The sequence below is a fragment of the Streptomyces sp. NPDC017993 genome (assembly GCF_044328065.1).
Lineage (GTDB): Bacteria > Actinomycetota > Actinomycetes > Streptomycetales > Streptomycetaceae > Streptomyces.
Genome location: NZ_JBIRGO010000007.1, coordinates 40,251 through 60,511, shown reverse-complemented (window position 1 = coordinate 60,511; position 20,261 = coordinate 40,251). Strand labels below are relative to the sequence as shown.

The 20,261-nt window shown below is 72.3% G+C and carries 20 protein-coding genes and 1 riboswitch; of the genes, 12 read left to right on the top strand and 8 right to left on the bottom strand.

Going from position 1 to position 20,261, the window contains the following annotated elements; genetic code table 11:
* Window positions 1-181: 181 nt before the first annotated feature.
* On the bottom strand, window positions 182-667 hold the full coding sequence (locus ACH4FH_RS14420; RefSeq protein ID WP_398556134.1) for an SAV_6107 family HEPN domain-containing protein: 486 nt from the start codon (window positions 665-667) through the stop codon (window positions 182-184).
* A gap of 151 nt (window positions 668-818) precedes the next feature.
* Here ACH4FH_RS14420 and ACH4FH_RS14415 point away from each other — a divergent pair, with 151 nt between their 5' ends.
* From ACH4FH_RS14415 to ACH4FH_RS14395, 5 genes are all read left to right on the top strand, one after another.
* Complete coding sequence (locus ACH4FH_RS14415) at window positions 819-1,865, top strand: ATP-binding cassette domain-containing protein (RefSeq protein WP_398556133.1); 1,047 nt, start codon at window positions 819-821, stop codon at window positions 1,863-1,865.
* Entirely contained in the window at window positions 1,837-4,047 is a 2,211-nt protein-coding gene (locus ACH4FH_RS14410; protein WP_398556132.1) for a YhgE/Pip family protein, read from the top strand. Before ACH4FH_RS14415 ends, ACH4FH_RS14410 begins: the two co-directional genes overlap by 29 nt.
* Window positions 4,048-4,082: 35 nt before the next feature.
* Window positions 4,083-4,697 carry a TetR/AcrR family transcriptional regulator gene (locus ACH4FH_RS14405; protein WP_398556131.1) on the top strand — a complete coding sequence of 205 codons (615 nt, stop codon included), beginning with the start codon at window positions 4,083-4,085 and terminating at the stop codon, window positions 4,695-4,697.
* 358 nt (window positions 4,698-5,055) lie between these two features.
* On the top strand, window positions 5,056-5,676 hold the full coding sequence (locus ACH4FH_RS14400; RefSeq protein ID WP_398556130.1) for a DUF4126 domain-containing protein: 621 nt from the start codon (window positions 5,056-5,058) through the stop codon (window positions 5,674-5,676).
* A gap of 58 nt (window positions 5,677-5,734) precedes the next feature.
* Window positions 5,735-7,258 carry a phytoene desaturase family protein gene (locus ACH4FH_RS14395; RefSeq protein ID WP_398556129.1) on the top strand — a complete coding sequence of 508 codons (1,524 nt, stop codon included), beginning with the start codon at window positions 5,735-5,737 and terminating at the stop codon, window positions 7,256-7,258.
* A gap of 285 nt (window positions 7,259-7,543) precedes the next feature.
* Here ACH4FH_RS14395 and ACH4FH_RS14390 read toward each other — a convergent pair whose 3' ends face one another.
* The 5 genes from ACH4FH_RS14390 to ACH4FH_RS14370 all read right to left on the bottom strand — a co-directional run bounded on the left by ACH4FH_RS14390 (window position 7,544) and on the right by ACH4FH_RS14370 (window position 12,377).
* On the bottom strand, window positions 7,544-8,719 hold the full coding sequence (locus ACH4FH_RS14390; RefSeq protein WP_398556128.1) for a hypothetical protein: 1,176 nt from the start codon (window positions 8,717-8,719) through the stop codon (window positions 7,544-7,546).
* Window positions 8,720-8,755: 36 nt separating this feature from the next.
* The gene (gene metF, locus ACH4FH_RS14385) at window positions 8,756-9,673 is read right to left on the bottom strand and encodes a methylenetetrahydrofolate reductase [NAD(P)H] (protein ID WP_398556127.1); all 918 of its coding nucleotides are present in this window, start codon (window positions 9,671-9,673) and stop codon (window positions 8,756-8,758) included.
* Window positions 9,674-9,848: 175 nt separating this feature from the next.
* Complete coding sequence (gene thiE, locus ACH4FH_RS14380; RefSeq protein ID WP_398556126.1) at window positions 9,849-10,499, bottom strand: thiamine phosphate synthase; 651 nt, start codon at window positions 10,497-10,499, stop codon at window positions 9,849-9,851.
* A gap of 124 nt (window positions 10,500-10,623) precedes the next feature.
* Window positions 10,624-10,989 (bottom strand): Rv2175c family DNA-binding protein, encoded by a 366-nt coding sequence (locus ACH4FH_RS14375; protein WP_398556125.1) that lies wholly within the window; start codon window positions 10,987-10,989, stop codon window positions 10,624-10,626.
* Between the two features lie 146 nt (window positions 10,990-11,135).
* Window positions 11,136-12,377: an NAD(P)/FAD-dependent oxidoreductase gene (locus ACH4FH_RS14370; RefSeq protein ID WP_398556124.1), complete on the bottom strand. Its 1,242-nt coding sequence runs from the start codon at window positions 12,375-12,377 to the stop codon at window positions 11,136-11,138.
* Window positions 12,378-12,532: 155 nt separating this feature from the next.
* A riboswitch (TPP riboswitch) is annotated at window positions 12,533-12,645 on the top strand.
* Between ACH4FH_RS14370 and thiO the strand changes: the two genes are divergently transcribed.
* The 6 genes from thiO to ACH4FH_RS14340 all read left to right on the top strand — a co-directional run bounded on the left by thiO (window position 12,643) and on the right by ACH4FH_RS14340 (window position 18,595).
* A complete protein-coding gene (gene thiO, locus ACH4FH_RS14365; RefSeq protein WP_398556123.1) occupies window positions 12,643-13,869 on the top strand; it encodes a glycine oxidase ThiO in 1,227 nt (408 codons plus the stop codon). It overlaps the preceding riboswitch by 3 nt.
* Complete coding sequence (thiS, locus tag ACH4FH_RS14360) at window positions 13,866-14,081, top strand: sulfur carrier protein ThiS (protein WP_398556122.1); 216 nt, start codon at window positions 13,866-13,868, stop codon at window positions 14,079-14,081. Before thiO ends, thiS begins: the two co-directional genes overlap by 4 nt.
* Before the next feature lie 9 nt (window positions 14,082-14,090).
* Window positions 14,091-14,885 (top strand): thiazole synthase, encoded by a 795-nt coding sequence (locus ACH4FH_RS14355; protein WP_398556121.1) that lies wholly within the window; start codon window positions 14,091-14,093, stop codon window positions 14,883-14,885.
* Window positions 14,886-15,031: 146 nt separating this feature from the next.
* Complete coding sequence (gene pknB / locus ACH4FH_RS14350) at window positions 15,032-17,005, top strand: Stk1 family PASTA domain-containing Ser/Thr kinase (protein WP_398556120.1); 1,974 nt, start codon at window positions 15,032-15,034, stop codon at window positions 17,003-17,005.
* An 82-nt stretch (window positions 17,006-17,087) separates the two neighbouring features.
* A complete protein-coding gene (locus tag ACH4FH_RS14345; protein ID WP_398556119.1) occupies window positions 17,088-17,990 on the top strand; it encodes a deoxyribonuclease IV in 903 nt (300 codons plus the stop codon).
* Window positions 17,991-18,058: 68 nt separating this feature from the next.
* Window positions 18,059-18,595, top strand: a complete 537-nt coding sequence (locus tag ACH4FH_RS14340) for a DUF4396 domain-containing protein (protein WP_398556118.1) — start codon at window positions 18,059-18,061, stop codon at window positions 18,593-18,595.
* A gap of 36 nt (window positions 18,596-18,631) precedes the next feature.
* Here the strand turns inward: ACH4FH_RS14340 and ACH4FH_RS14335 are convergent, their stop codons facing one another.
* Window positions 18,632-19,264: a sulfite oxidase-like oxidoreductase gene (locus tag ACH4FH_RS14335; protein WP_398556117.1), complete on the bottom strand. Its 633-nt coding sequence runs from the start codon at window positions 19,262-19,264 to the stop codon at window positions 18,632-18,634.
* 148 nt (window positions 19,265-19,412) lie between these two features.
* On the opposite strand from ACH4FH_RS14335, the gene bfr reads away from it, so the two are divergent.
* Complete coding sequence (bfr, locus tag ACH4FH_RS14330) at window positions 19,413-19,889, top strand: bacterioferritin (protein ID WP_398556116.1); 477 nt, start codon at window positions 19,413-19,415, stop codon at window positions 19,887-19,889.
* A gap of 49 nt (window positions 19,890-19,938) precedes the next feature.
* On the opposite strand, the gene ACH4FH_RS14325 is transcribed toward bfr, so the two are convergent.
* Window positions 19,939-20,193: a bacterioferritin-associated ferredoxin gene (locus tag ACH4FH_RS14325; RefSeq protein ID WP_398556403.1), complete on the bottom strand. Its 255-nt coding sequence runs from the start codon at window positions 20,191-20,193 to the stop codon at window positions 19,939-19,941.
* Window positions 20,194-20,261 lie beyond the last annotated feature (68 nt).

The window sequence follows — 20,261 nt, the reverse complement described above, 5'->3', positions numbered from 1 at the left end:
CACGTCAGGCGCCGCGCGTATGCCTCGCGAGTCGAGCCCCGCACGTCAGGCACCGCACGTCACGCCCCACACCGCGGCGAGCCCCGCACGTCACGCCCCCGGGCGTAAGCCCCCTCGCATCACGCCCCGCCCGTCGGGCCTTCCGCCCCTCACTCGTCCGCCACCCCCCTCAGGCGGCCCGTCAGCCGGCCCGCTGGGGTGGCAGGGAGGGCTGGAGGAGGAGCATCCGCTCCACCAGGCGGAGGAACATGGCGACGTCCCGCAGCAGGTCGTCGGCGTCGCGGCTGCTCGCCGCACCGGCTATGCCGGCCTCGGCCTTGGCGCGGCGGGCGGCGCCGGCGGCGAACAGGGCGCTCCATTCGGAGAGTTCGGGAGCGACCTCGGGGAGGACCTCCCAGGCACTGCGGATACGCTGCCTGCGGCGCACGGTGCTCTCGGGCCTGCCGCGCACGGCGAGGACGGCGGCCGCGGTACGCAGCGCGGCCAGATGGGCCGTGGCGAACCGTTCATTGGCGGATTCGAGGGTATGCGCTTCATCGAGGCCGTACTGGGCCTGGGTCAGCAGGTCGAGGGCGGCGGGTGGCGCTGTTGTCCGCCTCAGGACGGGGTGGACATCACTCGGGGGACCGTACGCAGCGGAGCTGCCCGCTGTGGGACGAGCTGCCATGACGAACCTCCTGTCGTCGCATGCCGGTTCGGGACCGTATGACCCCATCGTGAGGTACGGCACTGACAATCGGCGCTGACCTGCCCTTTCGCCGGAAAGGGGACGGAATCCCGCCAGGTTCCCCACACCCCCTTGCGGGAAGAGGGGTGGGATGCCTATTTTTGAACTGACCAGTCAGTTCAAGGAGGGGATCGTGGACAGCACCCCGCACGGGGCGTCGGTCACGGCCGCGGGATTCGGGGTAAAAGGCCCCCGCGGATGGGCGTTCCAGAGCATCGACATCGCGGCGGAACCCGGTTCGCTGATCGCGGTACAGGGACCGTCGGGCTCGGGCCGCACCTGCCTGCTGCTCGCGCTCACCGGCCGGATGAAGTCCGCCGCCGGCACCGCGGACATCGGCGGCGTGCCGCTGCCCAAGAAGATGGCCGCCGTCCGGTCCGTCACCGCGCTCGCCCATGTGCCGGGGGTCGCCGAACTCGATCCGGTGCTGACGGTGGGCGAGCATCTTCGCGAACGCGCCCTGCTCCAGGGCCGGTTCGGGGGCGCGCTGCGTGGGTTGCTGCGGCCGCGCGAGGAGCGCAGGGCCGAGGCCCGTGCCCTGGTGGACGCCGCGCTCGAAGCGGCCGGCCTGGACCTGGACTCGCTGCCCAAGGGGATCCGTACGTCCGTACGCGATCTGGAGCGGCTGGAGGCGCTGCGTCTGTCCGTCGCGCTCGCGCTGATCGGCGCACCTCGGCTGCTCGCCGTGGACGACACCGACCTGAAGCTCTCCGACGGCGACCGGGCGGCGGCCTGGGCGCTGTTGCGCAGCCTGGCGGCGGCCGGCACGACCGTCGTCGCGGTGTGCAGCGAACCGCCGGAGGATGCGGCCGGCGTGGTGATGGTGCGCACCGGCCGGCAGGAGCGGAACGCCTCGGCGGAGGGACCGGGCGCCACCGGCACTCACACCAGCACCGACGCCGGCACCGGAACCGGAACCGGCACCAAAGCAACCGCGGACTCAGCCGCGGCACCCGAACCCACCGCGGCACCCGAGGACACCGACGCCGCCACGAACGGCGCTGCCAAGGAGCCCAAGGACGCCACGGGCGCCACCGACGCCACGGACACCACCGACTCCGACGCCGCCCCGGACGCCGTGCACGACGACAACGAAGGGACGACGGCCGATGCGCTCGCCGAAGCTCGCCGCGCTTGAGCTGAAGCGGTTCGGCCGGGGGAAGCTGCCGCGCGCCGCGCTGGCCGCCCTTCTGCTGCTGCCGCTCCTGTACGGCGCCCTGTATCTGTGGTCCTTCTGGGACCCGTACGGCCGGCTGGACCGGATACCGGTGGCGCTGGTCAACGAGGACAAGGGCGCCGACGTCGACGGGAAGCGGATCTCGGCGGGCGACAGCATCGTCGACGGGCTGCGCGACAGCGACACCTTCGACTGGCGTGCCGTGGACGCGGACGACGCCGACCAGGGCGTCGAGGACGGTGCGTACTACCTCTCGCTGTCGATCCCGAAGGACTTCAGCCGGCGGATCGCCTCCAGTTCCGGGGACCATCCGGAGACCGGCGCCCTCAAGGTGCGCACGAACGACGCCAACAACTACATCGTCGGGCAGATCTCCCGGACGGTCTTCTCCGAGGTGCGCTCGGCGGCCTCCACGAAGTCCTCCCGCACCTTCCTCGACAAGATCTTCGTCTCCTTCTCCACGCTGCACGGCAAGACGGAGCAGGCCGCGGACGGCGCCGACAAGCTGGAGGACGGCATCGGCCGGGCCAAGGACGGCACCGGCAAGCTGTCCGACGGGCTGGGCACCGCGAAGAACGGCAGCGGTGAGCTGGTCAAGGGCCTGGGCGACCTCGACGCGGGCGCCGGGCGGCTCACCCGGGGCAGCTCCGATCTCGCCCGCGGCGCCGACACGGCGGCCGACGGCTCGCACAAGGTCGCCGACGGATCCGGGCAGGTGGCCAAGGGCACCCAGCAGCTCGCCGACACGGTCAACAGGATCGACGGCAAGGTGGGGCCCTTCATCCGGGCCCACGGCAAGGAGATCGGCGAGGCGGCGCAGCTAGTCGCCGACGGCTCCCAGGCGGTCAACGACCACCTGGACAAGCTCCCCGCCGCGGCCGACTCCGGGGCCAGGCTCTCCCGGGGAATCTCCGACCACCTGGACACCTTCTACCGGCTGCGCTGCGGCGAGGGCGGGGTGAACCTCGACGTCTCGTGCGCCGAGCTGAAGCAGATCAAGGAGCAGGCGGCGACCGCGGCGGACAAGGCCGAGGAGGTCAGCGGCTACGTCCACGACCAGAAGAATCTGGACCGGCTCGGCAAGGACCTGGACACCCTGCACTCCCTGGCCGCCGAGCTGGCCGCGCACGGCCCGACTCTCGGCGCGGACATGGACGCGGCCGTCAAGAAGATCAACGACCTCAACGACGGTGCGCACAAGGTCTCCACGGGCGCGGAGAAGCTGGCGGCCGGCACGGACAAGCTCGCCGACGGCGCGGACAAGGTGGCCGACGGCGCCCGCGACCTGCACGACGGCACCGGCCGGGCGGCCACCGGCGCGGGCGACCTCGACTCCGGTGTGGGCAAGCTCAAGGACGGCGCGCAGACGCTGAACGGCGGCATGTTCAAGCTGTCCGACGGCTCCTCGAAGCTGGCCGGCGGGCTGCACGACGGGGCCGCGCGGATTCCCGACTACGACAAGAAGGAGCGCGACGCCCGCACCCGGGTGATGGCCGACCCGGTGCAGCTTGCGTCCGACTCCGCCCACCGGGCGCCGAATTACGGCACCGGCTTCGCCCCGTACTTCATCCCGCTGTCGCTGTGGGTGGGCGCGATGGTGGCCTACATGCTGATCCAGCCGCTCAACCGCAGGGCCCTGGCGATGGGTGCGGCCTCCTGGCGGGTGGCGGTCTCGGGATGGCTGCCGGTGTTCGCCCTCGGGGTGCTGCAGACCGCGGCCCTGATGTCCGTCCTGCACTTCGCGCTCGGTCTGCAGATGGTGCGGGCGGCCGGCACGGTCGGATTCCTCGTCCTGGTGACGGCCTGCTTCTCGGCGATCGTGCAGTGGCTGAACGCCCGGTTCGGACCAGCGGGACGGATCCTGGTGCTGGCGTTGCTGATGCTCCAGCTGACCTCGGCCGGCGGCACGTACCCGGTGCAGACAAGCCCCGGCTTCTTCGGCGCCATCCACCCCTACCTGCCGATGAGTTACGTCGTGGAGGGGCTGCGCCGGCTCATCACGGGCGGCGGCCTGGAACCGGTGTGGCAGGGCAGTCTGGTGCTGCTGGCGTTCACCGTCGGGGCGCTCGCACTGACGTCCCTGTCGGCCCGTGGACGGCAGGTCGTGCGGATGAAGGACCTGCATCCGGAGCTGAGCCTGTGAGCGCCGGGACCGCGGGGGGCGGCACAATCGCCCCCATGGACAGCTCCAATACACGCCGCGACGCCACCCGGCGCAAACTCTTCGACGCCGCGGTCACCCTCATCGCGGAACAGGGCTTCTCGTCCACCACGGTGGACGAGATCGCCGAGCGGGCGGGCGTTGCGAAGGGCACCGTCTACTACAACTTCGCCAGCAAGAATGTGCTCTTCGAGGAGTTGCTCCGGCACGGCATCGAACTGCTGGCGGCCTCCTTGCAGGCGGCCTCCGAGGAGGTCGCCGACCGGGGCGGCAGCCGGATCGACGCCCTGGACGCGATGATCCGGGCCGGCCTGGACTTCATCTCCCGCTACCCGGCGCTCACGCAGCTCTACGTCGCGGAGCTGTGGCGCACCAATCGCGCCTGGCAGTCGACGCTGATGGTGGTGCGCGAACGGGCCATCACGGTGGTGGAGGACGTACTGCGGGAGGCTGTCGCCGGCGGGGAGCTGAGCGAGGACATCGACATTCCGCTCACCGCGTCCGCGCTGTTCGGGATGGTCCTGGTGGCCGCTTTGGACTGGCAGTCCTACCAGCCGGACCGGTCGATCGACGACGTCCACGCGTCGCTGTCGCGGCTGCTCCAGGGGCGGGTCAGCGGCCGCCCGGCCTGAGGGGCGGTGACGTCAGTGCGCGCCGTACGGCCAGGTACGGCGCGCACCGTACGGGTGCCCGGCACAAAAGAGTGCGCTGCCCTGGCACGGATCGTTCCCCCATCGATCCGACCAGGACAGCGCTTCCCCCGTGCTCCCCCGTGCTCCCCCGTGGAGCCCCCGTACTTCCCCCGTCACGTCCGGGAGCCGCGCCGTTCCGCCGCCCCGTGTCGGCGGTGCGGCGCCGCTTCCCTTCCGTGGTCCCCACTCTTCCTTCCGGGCGGCCTCCGGCCCATCCGCGTACCTACTCATCTCGGAGCCTGAGTACGGATACTCAAAGCTGAGCACCGCGCCCCAGGGCTGCCCTACGATCGCCCGTGTGTCCGTACTCCCGTTGGTGTTCACCAGTGGCTGGGCGAGCGGGATCAACGCCTATGCCGTCGTCCTGCTCCTCGGCCTGCTCGGCGCGACCGGGATCAGCGACGACGTCCCCGCGGCGCTCCAGCGGCCCGATGTGCTGATCGTCGCGGGGGTGCTGTTCCTCTGCGAGGCGGTCGCCGACAAGGTCCCGTACGTGGACTCGGTGTGGGACACCGTGCACACGGTGATCCGGCCGGTCGCCGGCGCTGTGGTGGCGGCGCTGCTGGCCGGGCACGACGGATCGCTGCCGGAGCTGGCGGCGGGCGCGGTGGGCGGCTCCACGGCGTTGCTGAGCCACCTGGTCAAGGCGGGGACCCGGATCGCGGTGAACACCTCGCCGGAGCCCGCGAGCAACATCGTGCTGAGCGTGGTCGAGGACCTGGGCGTCGCCGGGATCATCGTCTTCGCGGTGTTCCATCCGCTGGCCGCCGCGGTCATCGCCGCCGCGCTGCTGGTCGCGGGCGTCACCGTGGTGATCTTCCTGTGGTCGCGGATCCGACGGTACCTGCGGAGCCGGCGGCAGCGGCGCGCGGCGAAGCGGCAGCCGGCGGTGGTGCGCGGCGCGGTGCCACCAGGCTGATCCGCCTGAACCCCCGGCCGTGCGGGCGTTGTCAGAGGGGCCGGATAAAGTCGCAGGCATGGCACGGATTGCGGTGATCGGCGCCGGGATGGGCGCGATGGCGGCCGCTGCCCGGCTGGCCGTCGCGGGCCACCGGGTGGCGGTGTTCGAGCGCGGCGCGACGCACGGCGGCGCGCTGCAGCGGTTCGAGCGGGACGGCTTCGCCTTCGATACGGGCCCCGGCCTGCTGCATCTGCCGGCGGTCTACCGCGATCTGTTCGTCAAGACCGGCCGTGAGCCGCTGGAGCGCTGCGTCGAGCTGACGCAGGTCGATCCCGCGGTCCGCCATGTCTTCGCGGACGGCACCGCCGTCTCGCTGCCGAACGCCTCACGGGCCGGCGTCGTCGAGGCACTGGACGCCGCCCTGGGAGCCGGGGCGGGCGAGCGCTGGAGTGCGTACATCAACCGCGCCCGCGAGACCTGGGACGCCACCCGGCGGCCGCTGCTGGAGGAACCGCTGCGACCGGACTGGCAGGTGCTGGGGAGCGACCCGTATCCGGCGGTGCGCCGACGTGGCCTGTTCGGGCGGGGCAAGGGCCCGACGACCGCGCCCCTCGCCGAGGTCGCCCGCCGCGAGTTGGCCGACCCCCGGCTCATCGCGCTGCTGGAGAGCCACGCGACGTCTTACGGCTTCGACCCACGCAGCGTCCCGGCGAGCGCGGCCGTGCTGCCCTACATGGAGGAGACCTTCGGGAGTTGGTACGTCCGCGGCGGCATGCGCGCCCTGGCCGACGCGCTGTTCGCGCGCTGTACGGCCCGCAAGGTGGAGTTCGCCTTCGGCGCCGAGGTGACCCGGATCGTGGCGAAGGACGGCCGGGCGGCGGGCGTGGAACTCGCCGACGGCCGGGTGGAGGAGGCGGATGTCGTCGTCGCCGGCGTCGCCCCGGCCCTCCTGGAGCCGATGCTGCCGGGGGCGCTGCCGTGGGGCGACGACGAGATCCGTCCCGGCACCGCGGCGGAACTGCGCGCGCCGGGACGGTTCACGGTCGCACTCGCGCTGAGCGGCCGCCGCCCGCAGGACGCCGCGCACCGCACGGTGCTGCACACCGCGGACCGCGGGGCCGAACTGGCCGCGGTATTCGGTGAGGACGCCGCTCGAGGCGTCCCCTGCGCCGATCCGACGGTGACGGTCCTGCGGCCGGACGACCCCGGCTCCCGGCCGGATGACGACCACGAGGCGGTGACGCTCACAGCGGCCGTCGCCGCTCCCCTCCGGACGGGGACAGCGCCCGCCGGGCCGGGGCATGCGGAGTCCTTCGCCGACCGGATGACGGAGATCGCCGAGGCCGCGGTCCCCGGGCTGCGGGAGCGTCTGCGGTGGCGGGAGATCCTGCCGGCCGGCGAGGAGGCGCGGGTGCCGGGACCTGCGCTGGCCGGCGCGGAAGGCCGCTTCCTGCGGCCCGCCAACCGCACCCGGATACCAGGGCTCTACGCGGTCGGCGGCTGGTCGCACCCGGGCGGCGGCCTCGCGCACGCCGGAATGTCCGGCGCGATCGTCGCGGGCCTGATCGTGAACGGCGACGACTGGCGCGGCTCGACCTGACGGTGACGGTGGTGAGGCATGGCCGCGCCGGCCGTCGCCTGCCGGGCGAGAGGCCGTCGGGAGACAGCCGGCCCGGTACGGAAAGCCATGAGGCGGCCGTCCCGGTACGCAAGGCAGTGCACTGTGCGCCCACGGGATGCCGGGACGTCACCACACGCGGCGGGCTCGCACCCAGGTCAGCAGGTCAGCAGGTCCCAAGCCTGCGGCCATGGCTCGCGCCCCGAGCGGCTCCACGGCGGTGACCCAGCGACGATGACTCAGTGGCAGTGGCTCAGTGGCAGTGGCTCAGTAGCGGTAGTGCTGTTCGTCGTAGCCCTGCGGCGAGTTCGGCGGGTAGGGCGGCTGCTCGGGCGGGAGTTCCCCGTCGCGCTGCTGCGGTACCCAGGCCCCGCCGGGCGGCGTCTCGTGGTAGCCCTGCCCGAAGTCCTGGCCCAGCGGCTGCCCCTGCCCGTCGGACGGCAGGCCGTCGTACTGCTGCGCATACGGCGCCCCGCCATAGGGGTCCGGCTGCGCGTAGGGGTCGTACGGCGCGGAGTACTGCTGCGTGCCGATGTACGGGTCGGAGTAGGGCGCCTGCTGCCCCTGGCCGTCGCCGTACCCTCCGTACCCGCCGTACGGATCGGCGTAGGCGTCCTGGCCCGCGGCGGGCTGACCGTAACTGCCGCCGTATCCATAGCCGTTACCGTCGCCGTTACCGGTGGCGTTGCCGGTGGCGTTGCCGTACGCGTCGTAGCCGGGATAGTCGGGGTATTCGGGGTAGTCGCCCTGCGGATTGCGGGCGTCGGGGCTGTAGATGCCGTACTGGCCGGTCTCGTCGGGCATCGGCTGCGGGGCGTAGACGGCGGTGTCGTGACGCGCGTAGGCGTCCTGGCCGGCGTAGGTCTGCTGCTGGTCCTGGTAGGGGTCGTGCGCGCGGTAGCCGTCGCCCGCGTTGTAGAACCCGTCGCCGGCGTAAGTCTCCTGCGTCAGGGGGCCGTTGAGGGTGTCGTCGCCGTACGAGCCCACGAAGACGTTCTGGTCCTGGTAGACGTCCTCGCCGTTCCGGCCCGCGTAGGCGCCGTTCTGCCCCGGAAAGACGGCCGTGTCGTCCGCACCCGCCCCTGCGGCGTCGGCGAGGGGCACCGCTTCCAGGTCGGACACCTGCAAGGTCGGCTCGGCGGCCGGCGGCGCGGAGGAGCGGGCCCTGCGCCGCCGGCTCTCGCCCGGTTTGCCACCCAGTGCCCAGCCGGTCGAGAAGCCCCGCCGGAAGGAGAGCGTGACCTGGGTCTGCCCGACCGCGAAGGCGATGGCACCCAACCCGATCACGATCACCGACGGGATGATGACGCCGAGGACCACGCCGAGGAAGCCCGCGAAGGCGAGCAGCCGCCAGCGCAGCCGGGCCTTGTACTGGAGCAGTACCTCACCCAGCAGCCACAGCGCGACGAGGCCGAATGCGATGTAGAGGACCGTCCAGCCCATATACGCCCCTCTTCCGCCGCTTTCCGGCCACCGTCATCAGGACTGCTGGTGCAGTCCCAGATTCTCGTAGATTTCCAGGGTCGCCGTGGAGTGGTTCAGGGTAATGAAGTGCAACCCGGGAACGTCCTCGGCCATCAAGCGCGCACACAACTCCGTTGCGTACTCGATGCCAATGGAGCGTACAGCGGCCGGGTCATCCTTGACGGCAAGGATGCGTTCGGCCAGCTCCGGCGGGAAGGCCGCGTTGCTGAGCTGCGCGAAACGCTCGATCTGGCGCACGTTGGTGACCGGCATGATCTCCGGAATGATCGGCGTCGAGCAACCCGCCGCCGCCACGCGGTCCCGCAGCCGGAAGTAGTCCTCCGGGTAGAAGAACATCTGCGTGATGGCGAAATCCGCGCCGGCCCGGCACTTGTTGACGAAGTGGGCGACGTCGGAGTCCCAGTCCTTCGAGCGCGGGTGCATCTCGGGGAAGGCGGCCACGCCGACGCAGAAGTCGCCGGACTCCTTGATCAGCTGGACGAGGTCGGCGGCGTAGTCCACACCATCGGGGTGCCGCACCCAGTCGCCCATCGGGTCGCCGGGCGGGTCCCCGCGCAGCGCGAGCATGTTGCGGATGCCCGCGTCGGCGTACTGCCCGATGATGTTGCGCAGGTCGGCCGTGGAGTGGTTGACCGCGGTCAGGTGGGCGACCGGGGTGAGGGTGGTGTCCGTGGCGATGCGCTCGGTGGCGCGCACCGTGCCGTCACGGGAGGTGCCGCCGGCGCCGTACGTCACGGAGACGAAGGTCGGGGAGACGGCCTCGATCCGGCGAATGGCGTTCCACAGGGTCCGCTCGCCCTTCTCGGTCTTCGGGGCGGCGAACTCGAACGAATATGACTGCTTGCCGGAAGCCAGCAGCTCGCGCACTGTCCGTGCGCGATCAGTCCTGGTGGAAGCTGTACCTAGGGCCATACCGGCAGGTTAACCACCGGCCGGTCACACTCCAACCGGCACCGGCGTTATGCCTGGTAAGCCGGGTTCATGTCCACTGGTTGGACAACTCCCGGCCATCAGGGCGTCCGGAAAATGCCATGGAACCGGGATCAAGGGCGCAGAGCGATGGTCCGCGCTCCGGTGCGCCCGCGGCTCATGCGTCCCAGGCACGCACCCGCTTCGCCAGCGCCGCGGCGGCCGCGGCGGGATCGTCCGCCTCGGTGAGCGCACGGACCACCACGACCCGCCGCGCGCCGGCCTCCAGCACCTCGTCCAGGTTGCCGGCGTCGATCCCGCCGATCGCGAACCAGGGGCGTTCGGGCGCGCGCGAGGCGGTGTGGCGGACCAGGTCGAGGCCGGGGGCGTGGCGGCCGGGCTTGGTGGGCGTCGGCCAGCAGGGCCCCGTGCAGAAGTAGTCCACGCCCGGCTCGGCGATGGCTGCGTCCACCTCGGCCTCGGCGTGGGTGGAGCGGCCGATGAGCACCCCCGCGCCGAGGATGGCGCGGGCCGCGGGCACCGGGAGGTCGCCCTGTCCCAGATGCAGCACCTCGGCGCCGCTCGCGTGGGCGACGTCCGCGCGGTCGTTGACCGCCAGCAGCTTGCCGTGCCGTCGGCAGGCGTCCGCGAGGACTTCGAGGTGGTCGAGCTCCTCGGCCGCCTCCATGCCCTTGTCGCGCAGCTGGACGATGTCCACGCCGGAGGACAGCACCGCGTCCAGGAACTGCGGGAGGTCGCCCTGCCGCTTGCGGGCGTCCGTGCACAGATACAGCCGGGCGTCGGCCAGGGCCTGTCGTGCGGTGTCCATCGGGCGGCTTCCCCCAGGTCGGTGGCGTACGGGCCGGACGGTCCGGCCCGTACGCCCCTCAGATGCGGATGCGGTTACGGATGCTGGTGTGTTTGCTGTTGTGCGCGCGCTCGCGCCGGGTGCGTCAGACGGCGAGCGCCTGAGCGCGGCGCTTCACCTCCGTGCCGCGATTCTCGCGCAGCGCCTGCGCGGGGGTGCCGGGCAGGCTCTCGTCAGGCGTGAAGAGCCACTCCAGCATCTCCTCGTCGGCGAAGCCGTCGTCGCGCAGGAGGGTCAGGGTCCCGACCAGACCCTTGATGATCTTGCCGTCCTTGATGAAATCGGCCGGCACGTGCAGTGCCCTGTTCTCGCCGCGGCGCACCGCGATCAGCTGGCCCTCCTTGACCAGCTGCCGGACGCGCGTCACCTCGACGCCGAACGCCTCGGCGATGTCGGGGAGGGTGAGCCAGGCGGGGACGAGTCCATCGATGTTTGCGTCAATCTCGGTCACAGGACAAGCGTGCCACCTCGCACTGACAGCCGGTAGCCGGGCATCGCCATCGGGGGCCCACGGCACACCGGTGGGTGAGCCGCGCGGGCCCTCGGTGGGGCCCGGTGCCGGCGGCGCGGCGCCCGGCGGGCGCCCCGGCCCGCCCCCTACCGGACCGCCGACTTCAGCGATACGGACGCGACGGCCGCCCGGACGCGGTCCAGCTTCGCGCCGCGCTCGATGAGCTTGCGCCCCTGGGCGAGGTCCCGGGGCCGCCCCACGGCCAGCAGCGCCACCAGGGTGTCCTCGCGCAGCCACAGCACCGTCCAGGCGGCGCCGGTCGGGTCGCCGCGCCAGACCAGGGTGTCGGCGACCGGGTGGTGGCCCGCGTACTGCACGAAACGGCCGAACTGCTCGGACCAGAAGTACGGGACCGGGTCGTAGGCCAGGCCCGGCGCGGCACCGCGGGCGATGTTCTCGGCGACCGTCCGCGGCCCCTGGAGGGCGTTGTCCCAGTGGTGGATCAGCAGCCGGCGGCCGTAGCGGGCGGACGGGAACGACGCGCAGTCGCCGACCGCGTACACGTCGGGTGCGGAGGTGCGCAGCCACTCGTCGGCATGCACGGAACCGTCCTTGGGGGACAGCTCGATTCCCGAGCCGCCCAGCCAGCCGGTCGCCGGCCTGGCGCCGATCCCGACCACCACCGCGTCGGCGGGCAGCGTCGTGCCGTCCGCGAGCTCGACCGCGCCCGGCCGCACGGAGTCGACCGGTACGCCGGTGCGCAGCTCGGCTCCCGCCTCGGTGTACCAGCCGGTCATGTGGGCGGCGACCTCGGCGGGCAGCGCACCGGCCAGCGGGCGGTCGGACGCCTCGACGACGGTGACCGCGCAGCCGGACTCGCGTGCCGCGGTCGCGAACTCGGCGCCGATCCAGCCGGCCCCGACGACGACGATGCGCTGCCGGGCGGCCAGCACCGGCCGCAGCCGCTCCGCGTCGTCGAGGGTGCGCAGCAGATGGACGCCGGGCTGCGATTCGCCGCCAGGCAGGTGGATCGGATCGGCGCCGGTGGCGATCACGGCGTAGTCATAGGGGACGGGCCCGTCGGCCGTCTCGACGACGTGGGCGTCCGGCACCAGACCGGTGACCGGCCGGCTGAGCTGCAGATCGATGCCGAGCGCGGGGAAGTCGACGTCGAAGGTGGAGCCGTCGGCCTTGCCGAGCAGCACCGCCTTGGACAGCGGGGGCCGGTCGTAGGGCTGGTGGGGCTCGTCGCCGAGCAGCGTGACGGCGCCGCGCCAACCCTGTTCGCGCAGCGCGACCGCGGTCTGCACACCCGCGATTCCCGCGCCGACGATCACCACGCGCGGCGTGCGGTCAGGGGCCTGGGAAGACTTGCTCTGCTGGCTCACGCGATCACTCTAGGACGGCGGGTCGCGCCGCTCGCAGCAGCGCGCAAGGAGATCTCTGACACAGCGTCACCGGCGGTCACGCCGGAACGCCGGCCCGCCGACGGCCCGGGGCGCTCCCTTACGACGCGTCGCGGACGCGTATTAGGGTGACGGGTACACGCACTCGCGGGAGCCCGGACGCACCGGGCTGAGAGGGAGGCTGGCCGGCCTCCGACCGTACGAACCTGATCCGGGTCATGCCGGCGAAGGGAGGGGCTGGACGCCCATGCATCCACCTGCCACACCATCGGCCGCTGCGACCACGCACCCCGATGTCCTCGTCATCGGGGGCGGCATCATCGGACTCGTCACCGCCTGGCGGGCGGCCGGCCGCGGGCTGCGCGCCGCCGTGGCCGACCCCGCGCCCGGCGGCGGGGCGGCCCGGGTCGCGGCGGGCATGCTCGCCGCCGTCACCGAGCTGCACTACGGCGAGCAGACCCTGCTCGGGCTCAACCTCGCCTCCGCGGAACGCTATCCGCGCTTCGCGGCGGAGCTGGAGGAGTCCAGCGGACAGCAGGTCGGCTACCGCAGGTGCGGCACCCTCGCCGTCGCCCTGGACGCCGACGACCGCGCCCACCTGCGCGAGCTCCACGCCCTGCAGACCCGCTCGGGCCTGGATTCACAGTGGCTGACGGGGCGCGAGTGCCGTCGCCTGGAGCCGATGCTCGCACCCGGCGTACGCGGCGGGCTGCGGGTGGACGGCGATCACCAGGTGGATCCGCGCCGGCTGGCGAGCGCCCTGCTGATCGCCTGCGAACGCGCGGGGGTGACCTTCCACCGCAGCTGGGCGGAGCGCCTGACGGTCCACGGCGACCGGGCGACCGGGGCCGAGCTCGCCGACGGCACACGGCTGTCGGCCGGCCAGGTCGTGCTGGCCGGGGGCAGCTACAGCGGGCGGCTGGCCGGTGTCCCCGAGGACGTGCTGCCGCCGGTGCGCCCGGTCAAGGGCCAGGTGCTGCGGCTGCGTATGCCGGAGCCACCGCGCGGCGGCTCCCCCTTGCTGTCGCGCACCGTACGGGCGGTCGTCCGCGGCGGCCCCCTTTACCTGGTGCCCCGGGAGGACGGGGAGCTGGTCGTCGGCGCCACCAGCGAGGAGCTGGGCTGGGACACCACCGTCACCGCCGGCGGGGTCTACGAGCTGCTGCGGGACGCGCACGAGCTGGTCCCCGGCATCACCGAGCTGCCGCTCGTCGAGACCTGCGCGGGGCTGCGCCCGACCTCGCCGGACAACGCGCCGATGCTGGGCCCGACCGCGCTGCCCGGCCTCCATCTGGCCACCGGCCACTTCCGCAACGGGGTCCTGCTGACCCCGGTCACCGGCGACGCGATGGCCGAGGTACTGGCCACCGGAAGCCTCCCGGAAGAGGCCCGCCCCTTCTCCCCCGCGCGCTTCTCCGCCACCGCCGGCTCGCGGCCGGAAAGCGCCCGCGCCCCACAGGAGCAGCCCGTATGAGCGCCCCGACCGTGTCCGTGTCCGTCAACGGCGAATCCCGCGACGTCCCCGCCGGCCTCACCCTGGACCGGCTCGTCGCGACCCTGTCCAAGGCGCCCGCCGGGGTGGCCGCCGCGGTCAACGAGACCGTGGTGCCACGCACCCGCTGGCCCCTCACCCCGCTCGGCGACGGCGACCGCGTCGAGGTGCTCACCGCGGTCCAGGGAGGCTGATCCGCACCGATGGCCGATGATCTTCTCACCATCGCCGGGACCGCGTTCCGATCCCGTCTGATCATGGGAACGGGTGGCGCGCCCAGCCTCGACGTCCTGGAGCGCGCGCTGCTCGCCTCCGGTACGGAGCTGACGACGGTCGCCATGCGGCGCCTGGACCCGACCGTGCAGGGCTCGGTGCTGTCCGTGCTGGAACGGCACGGCATCCAGGTGCTGCCGAACACCGCGGGCTGCTTCACCGCGGGCGAGGCGGTGCTCACCGCCCGGCTCGCCCGGGAGGCGCTCGGCACGGACTGGGTCAAGCTGGAGGTCGTCGCCGACGAGCGCACCCTCCTGCCCGACCCGATCGAGCTGCTGGACGCCGCCGAGACGCTGGTGGACGACGGTTTCACGGTGCTGCCGTACACCAACGACGATCCGGTGCTGGCCCGCAAGCTGGAGGAGGTGGGGTGCGCCGCGATCATGCCGCTCGGCTCCCCCATCGGCTCCGGCCTGGGCATCCGCAATCCGCACAACTTCCAGCTGATCACCGAGCGGGCCGGCGTCCCCGTCGTGCTGGACGCCGGTGCCGGCACCGCCTCCGATGCCGCGCTCGCCATGGAGCTGGGCTGCGCGGCGGTGATGCTGGCGTCGGCGGTGACCCGGGCCCAGGAACCGGAGCTGATGGCGGACGCCATGCGGCACGCGGTCGAGGCTGGCCGGCTGGCGCACCGCGCGGGCCGGATCCCGCGCCGGCACTTCGCGCACGCGTCCTCGCCCACCGAGGGCGTGGCGGAGCTGGACCCGGAGCGGCCTGCGTTCTGACCCGGCGGGCGGGCCCGCCGCTCGCGGGCTCCGACCCCGGAGCGGCGGTCCGTGGCCGGTGCTCCTGTCACCGTTCGGCTGCAGTACGCCCCGGGTGACCGCCGCGGCGTTCGACGTGTCGGTGGTTCCTCGTAGACTTCTCTGCCGTGGATACCACCCTTCAGGACCCGCTCGTGGGCCAGCTGCTCGACGGCCGCTACCGCGTCCAGGCGCGCATCGCCGCCGGCGGTATGGCCACCGTCTACCGGGCGGTGGACACCCGGCTCGACCGCGTGCTGGCGCTGAAGGTCATGCACCCGACCCTCGCGACGGACCAGGCGTTCGTCGAGCGCTTCATCCGCGAGGCCAAGTCGGTCGCGCGCCTGTCCCACCCGAATGTGGTGGGCGTCTTCGACCAGGGCGCGGACGGCACCTACGTCTATCTGGCGATGGAGTACGTCGCCGGCTGCACCCTGCGCGACGTCCTGCGTGAGCGGGGCGCCCTGCAGCCGCGGGCCGCGCTGGACATTCTGGAGCCGATCCTCGCCGCCCTGGGCGCCGCGCACCGCGCCGGCCTGGTCCACCGCGACATGAAGCCGGAGAACGTCCTCATCGGCGACGACGGCCGGGTCAAGGTCGCCGACTTCGGCCTGGTGCGCACCGTCGACACCCACACCACCTCCACCGGCGCGATCCTGGGAACCGTCTCCTACCTCGCCCCCGAGCAGATCGACAGCGGCACGGCCGACGCCCGGGTCGATGTCTACGCCTGCGGCGTGGTGCTCTACGAGATGCTGACCGGCGGCAAGCCGCACACCGGCGGTTCCGCGGCGCAGGTCCTCTACCAGCATCTGCACGAGGACGTACCACCGCCCTCGCAGGCCGTTCCCGGCCTGGCCGGGCAGCTCGACGAGCTGGTCGCGCTGGCCACCGCCCGCGATCCGCAGCAGCGCCCCCAGGACGCGGTGGCGATGCTGTCCCGCTCGCAGGCGGTCCGTGCCGGGCTGACCGACGAGCAGCTGGACGCGGTGCCGCCGCAGGCGAAGGCGGTCGCGGACGGCGCCGGCTCGGAGCGTACGGACGTGCTGCCGCGGCCCGGCGGCGTACAGCTGCCGCTGCCCGGTGCCACCGGGGAGGCGGAGCTGAACCGCACCAGCCGGCTCGAGGTGCCACCGGCGGACGCCGCGCCGCCCACCGACCGCACCACTCGGCTGCGCCGGGCGTCCGCGCCGGCGCCGCGCGGCGGGCTGTTGCAGCGGCGCAGGTTCGCCACCATCGTCGCGGCCGTGCTGCTGCTCCTCGGGGTGGGCACGGGCGTCTGGTACATCAATTCCGGCCAGTTCACGACCGTCCCCGCGGTGCTGGACATGCCGCAGTCCAAGGCCGAGAAGACGCTCCGCGACGAGGGGCTCGGCGTGAAGGTGTCGCGCGGCTACAGCGCGAACGTCCAGCGCGGCCATGTCATGGCGACGGACCCGGCCAACGGCAAGCGGATCCGGGGCAACGGCACGGTCACCCTCACCGTCTCCCGCGGCCCCGAGATCGTCTCGATCCCGGACCTGTCGGGCACACCGGTCGCCGACGCCAAGCGCCGGCTGCGCGACCTCGGCCTGACGCCGGGCACCGAGACCCGGGGGTTCAGCGACGAGGTCGCCAGGGGCTCGGTGATCCGTACGGACCCGGCCGCGGGCAGCAAGCGGCGGCCCGACACGGCCGTCGCGCTCACGATCAGCCGGGGCGCCGAGGTGGAGATGCCCGATGTGGTCGGCGACGACCGGGCCGACGCGCAGGAGACGCTGCGCGAGGCCGGACTCCGGGTGAAGTTCGCGGCGGCGCCGGTCCACTCCGAGGAGGACAAGGGCACCATCGCCCGGCAGTCGACGGCCGAGGGCGAAAGCCTGGGCGAGGGCGAGACGGTCACCCTCACGGTCTCCAAGGGGCCCGAGATGATCACCGTGCCGGATGTCACCGGCAAGGACGTCGAGGACGCCAGGCGGGAGCTGCGGGCCCTGGGGTTCGCGGTCGAGGTGAAGAAGCCGTTGCTGTTCCCTCAGGACACGGTCGACTCCCAGTCGGTCGAGGCCGGGGAGCAGGCCCCCAAGGGCGACACGATCACCATCAGGCTCAAGGGCGCGCTGTAGCGCCGGTCCGTGCAAGCGTGGTCGCCGGTCCGGGCCCCGGACCGGCGACCTGCGGCCGCGGCGGACCTGGCACCCTGGGAAGGTGAGCACTCCCTCTTCCCCGCAGCCCTCCCGTCGCCGTAACCCGGTCGGGGGCCATGTCCCGGTCGCCGGCGGCCTGGCCAAGGTCGGCCTCCCCTACGCCCGCGAGATCGGCGGCGAGACCGTGCAGGTCTTCGTGGCCAACCCGCGCGGCTGGGCGACCCCGCCCGGCAACCCCGACCAGGACGAGGCGTTCCGGGCGGCCTGCGCGCGGGACGGGATCCCGGCGTATGTCCACGCCCCGTATCTGATCAACTTCGGCTCGCACACCGAGGCGACGGTCGACAAGTCCGTGGAATCGCTGCGCCACTCGCTGCGGCGCGGACGGGAGATCGGCGCGCTCGGCGTGGTCGTGCACACCGGCTCGGCGACCGGCGGACGGGCCCGCGACGTGGCTCTGGCCCAGGTCAGGGAGCGGATGCGGCCGCTGCTCGACGAGCTGACGCACGACGACGACCCGTGGCTGCTGCTGGAGTCGACGGCCGGCCAGGGCGCGTCGCTGTGCGCGCTCGCCGAGGATCTCGGCCCGTACTTCGACGCGCTGGACCGGCACCCCAAGCTCGGGGTCTGCCTGGACACCTGCCACGCCTTCGCGGCGGGCCACGACCTGGCGGCGCCGGGCGGCACGAAGCTGCTTCTGGACGAGCTGGTGGAGGTGGCGGGCGAGGGCCGGCTGCGGCTGATCCACGCCAATGACTCCAAGGACGTGGTGGGTGCCCACAAGGACCGCCACGCGAACATCGGCGCGGGCCATATCGGTGCCGAGCCGTTCGGGGAGCTGTTCGCCCATCCCGCGACCGATGGCGTTCCGCTGGTGATCGAGACGCCGGGCGGCAAGGAGGGGCACGCGGCGGACGTGTCCCGCCTCAAGGAGCTGCGCGAAGCCTGGTCTCCCACCTCTTGATGGATACCCTAGGGGGGTATAACTTGGTGATCGTCGGCAAGTGACCGCACCCTCCCCTGGGGGTTTCCATGAAGCTGCACGGGCACGAGGAACACCTCGAACACGCGGATCCCACCGGACGCGACCCGCACGCGTCCCACACTCCGGGCGGCCCCGGCGATCACCCACCGACGGACTGGGGGACGGCCGCCCGGGCCACCCTGCACTGCCTCACCGGCTGCGCCATCGGCGAGGTTCTCGGCATGGTGATCGGCACCGCCCTGGGCTGGTCCAACGTCCCGACGCTGATCCTCGCGATCGCGCTGGCCTTCTTTTTCGGCTACGCGCTCACCCTGCGCGGCGTCCTACGGACCGGCCTGAACCTCAAGGCCGCCGTCAAGATCGCCCTGGCCGCAGACACCCTGTCGATCGCGGTGATGGAACTCGTCGACAACAGCGTCATCGCCCTGATTCCGGGCGCGATGGACGCCGGTCTGTCGCGGTGGCTGTTCTGGGGGGCGCTGGCGCTCTCACTCGTGGTGGCGTTCGTCGTGACCACGCCCGTCAACCGCTGGATGATCAGCCGCGGGAAGGGGCACGCCGTGGTGCACAGCCACCACGGCTGACGCGGTCGGAGCGCCCCACGGCCGGACCGGCCGCGCTCAGAGCTCGGGGCCGTCGCCCGGCCCCTCCTGATAGGAGTACCGCTGCTCCTGCCACGGGTCGCCGAGGTTGTGATAGCCGCGCTCCTCCCAGAAGCCACGGCGATCCGCCGTCATGTACTCGATGCCGCGGACCCATTTGGGGCCCTTCCAGGCGTACAGATGGGGAACGATCAGCCGGACCGGGAAGCCGTGCTCGGCGGTGAGGAGTTCACCGGAGCGGTGGGTGGCGAAGATGCAGTTCTCCGCGGCGAAATCCTCCAGCCGCAAATTCGAACTGAAGCCGTACTCGGCCCAGACCATCACATGGGTGACATCCGGCGCCGGCGGCGCGAGTTCCAGGATGGTCTGCGTCCGCACTCCGCCCCATTCGGCGCTCAGCATGCTGAATTTGGTCACGCAGTGCATATCCGAGACGACCGTGGTGTACGGCAGCGCGGCGAATTCCTCGTGCGTCCAGCAGTGCTTACCGCCGTCCGCGGTGGCGCCGAACGCCCGGAACTCCCAACGCTCGGGGCGGAACTTGGGGACCGGCCCGTAATGCGTCACCGGCCAGCCCCGCTGCAGTCGCTGCCCCGGAGGCAGCTGAGAATGCTCCTCTTCGTGGCGTTCCGGCTGACCCATGCCCTCCATGTTGTCAGACCGGAAGGGGTGCCGATGACCAGGGCGGCAGGGATTCGGGCAACTCATACTAAGCGTGCACTTACTGGACGGGTCGCTTCGCCCGGTGCGAGGATGCGCGGCACCTGCCCAGTTTTCCGTGTGGAAGGAGCCCGCTGCCATGCAGGGCGACCCCGAGGTCCTTGAATTTCTCAACGAGCAGCTGACTGCCGAGCTGACCGCGATCAACCAGTACTTCCTGCACGCCAAGATGCAGGAGAATTTCGGTTGGACGAAGCTCGCGAAGTACACGCGCAGCGAGTCGTTCGATGAGATGAAGCACGCGGAACTCCTGACGGACCGCATTCTCTTCCTCGACGGTCTGCCGAACTACCAGCGGCTGTTCCATGTGCGGGTCGGTCAGACGGTCACCGAGATGTTCCAGGCCGACCGACAGGTCGAGGTGGAGGCGATCGATCGCCTCAAGCGCGGTATCGAGGTCATGCGTACCAAGGGCGACATCACCTCGGCGAACATCTTCGAGGACATCCTCGCGGACGAGGAGCACCACATCGACTATCTCGACACCCAGCTGGAGCTGGTGGAGAAGCTCGGGGAGGCGCTCTACATCGCCCAGCTGATCGAGCAGCCGAGCTGAGACCGGGCCATGCGCACCCGGCGGCGGGTGATCACGCGCCCGGCAGGTGCTAGGCGGCCTCCGGGAGCGCCGCGGGCGCCGCTTCGGCCACCTCCGCGACCAGCGGCTCGGGCGCGCCGTTGTCGATGAGTTCACGCCGGGGGCAGGAGCCCCGGCCGAGCAGGGCCTGGATGCGGCGTACGCAGCCGCCGCAGTCGGTGCCGGCCTTGCAGGCGGACGCTATCTGGCGGGGCGTACAGGCGCCCGTGCCCGCATGATCGCGGACCTGCTGCTCGGTGATGCCGAAGCAGGAGCAGACGTACACGCGGGTCACCCCCTGGGAGGACGGCTCGTCGATCTGGCTGATCTTGAGTGAGGTTACCCTTACCTTAC

Excerpts from the sequence above, each read along its gene's own strand:
- metF (WP_398556127.1), bottom strand. The coding sequence starts at position 9,673 with ATGGCCCTAGGTACAGCTTCCACCAGGACTGATCGCGCACGGACAGTG.
- ACH4FH_RS14390 (WP_398556128.1), bottom strand. The coding sequence starts at position 8,719 with ATGGGCTGGACGGTCCTCTACATCGCATTCGGCCTCGTCGCGCTGTGG.
- ACH4FH_RS14335 (WP_398556117.1), bottom strand. The coding sequence starts at position 19,264 with ATGGAGGGCATGGGTCAGCCGGAACGCCACGAAGAGGAGCATTCTCAG.
- ACH4FH_RS14355 (WP_398556121.1), top strand. The coding sequence starts at position 14,091 with ATGGCCGATGATCTTCTCACCATCGCCGGGACCGCGTTCCGATCCCGT.
- ACH4FH_RS14415 (WP_398556133.1), top strand. The coding sequence starts at position 819 with ATGCCTATTTTTGAACTGACCAGTCAGTTCAAGGAGGGGATCGTGGAC.
- ACH4FH_RS14405 (WP_398556131.1), top strand. The coding sequence starts at position 4,083 with ATGGACAGCTCCAATACACGCCGCGACGCCACCCGGCGCAAACTCTTC.
- ACH4FH_RS14410 (WP_398556132.1), top strand. The coding sequence starts at position 1,837 with ATGCGCTCGCCGAAGCTCGCCGCGCTTGAGCTGAAGCGGTTCGGCCGG.
- bfr (WP_398556116.1), top strand. The coding sequence starts at position 19,413 with ATGCAGGGCGACCCCGAGGTCCTTGAATTTCTCAACGAGCAGCTGACT.
- ACH4FH_RS14420 (WP_398556134.1), bottom strand. The coding sequence starts at position 667 with ATGGCAGCTCGTCCCACAGCGGGCAGCTCCGCTGCGTACGGTCCCCCG.
- thiE (WP_398556126.1), bottom strand. The coding sequence starts at position 10,499 with ATGGACACCGCACGACAGGCCCTGGCCGACGCCCGGCTGTATCTGTGC.
- thiS (WP_398556122.1), top strand. The coding sequence starts at position 13,866 with ATGAGCGCCCCGACCGTGTCCGTGTCCGTCAACGGCGAATCCCGCGAC.
- ACH4FH_RS14340 (WP_398556118.1), top strand. The coding sequence starts at position 18,059 with ATGAAGCTGCACGGGCACGAGGAACACCTCGAACACGCGGATCCCACC.
- ACH4FH_RS14395 (WP_398556129.1), top strand. The coding sequence starts at position 5,735 with ATGGCACGGATTGCGGTGATCGGCGCCGGGATGGGCGCGATGGCGGCC.
- thiO (WP_398556123.1), top strand. The coding sequence starts at position 12,643 with ATGCATCCACCTGCCACACCATCGGCCGCTGCGACCACGCACCCCGAT.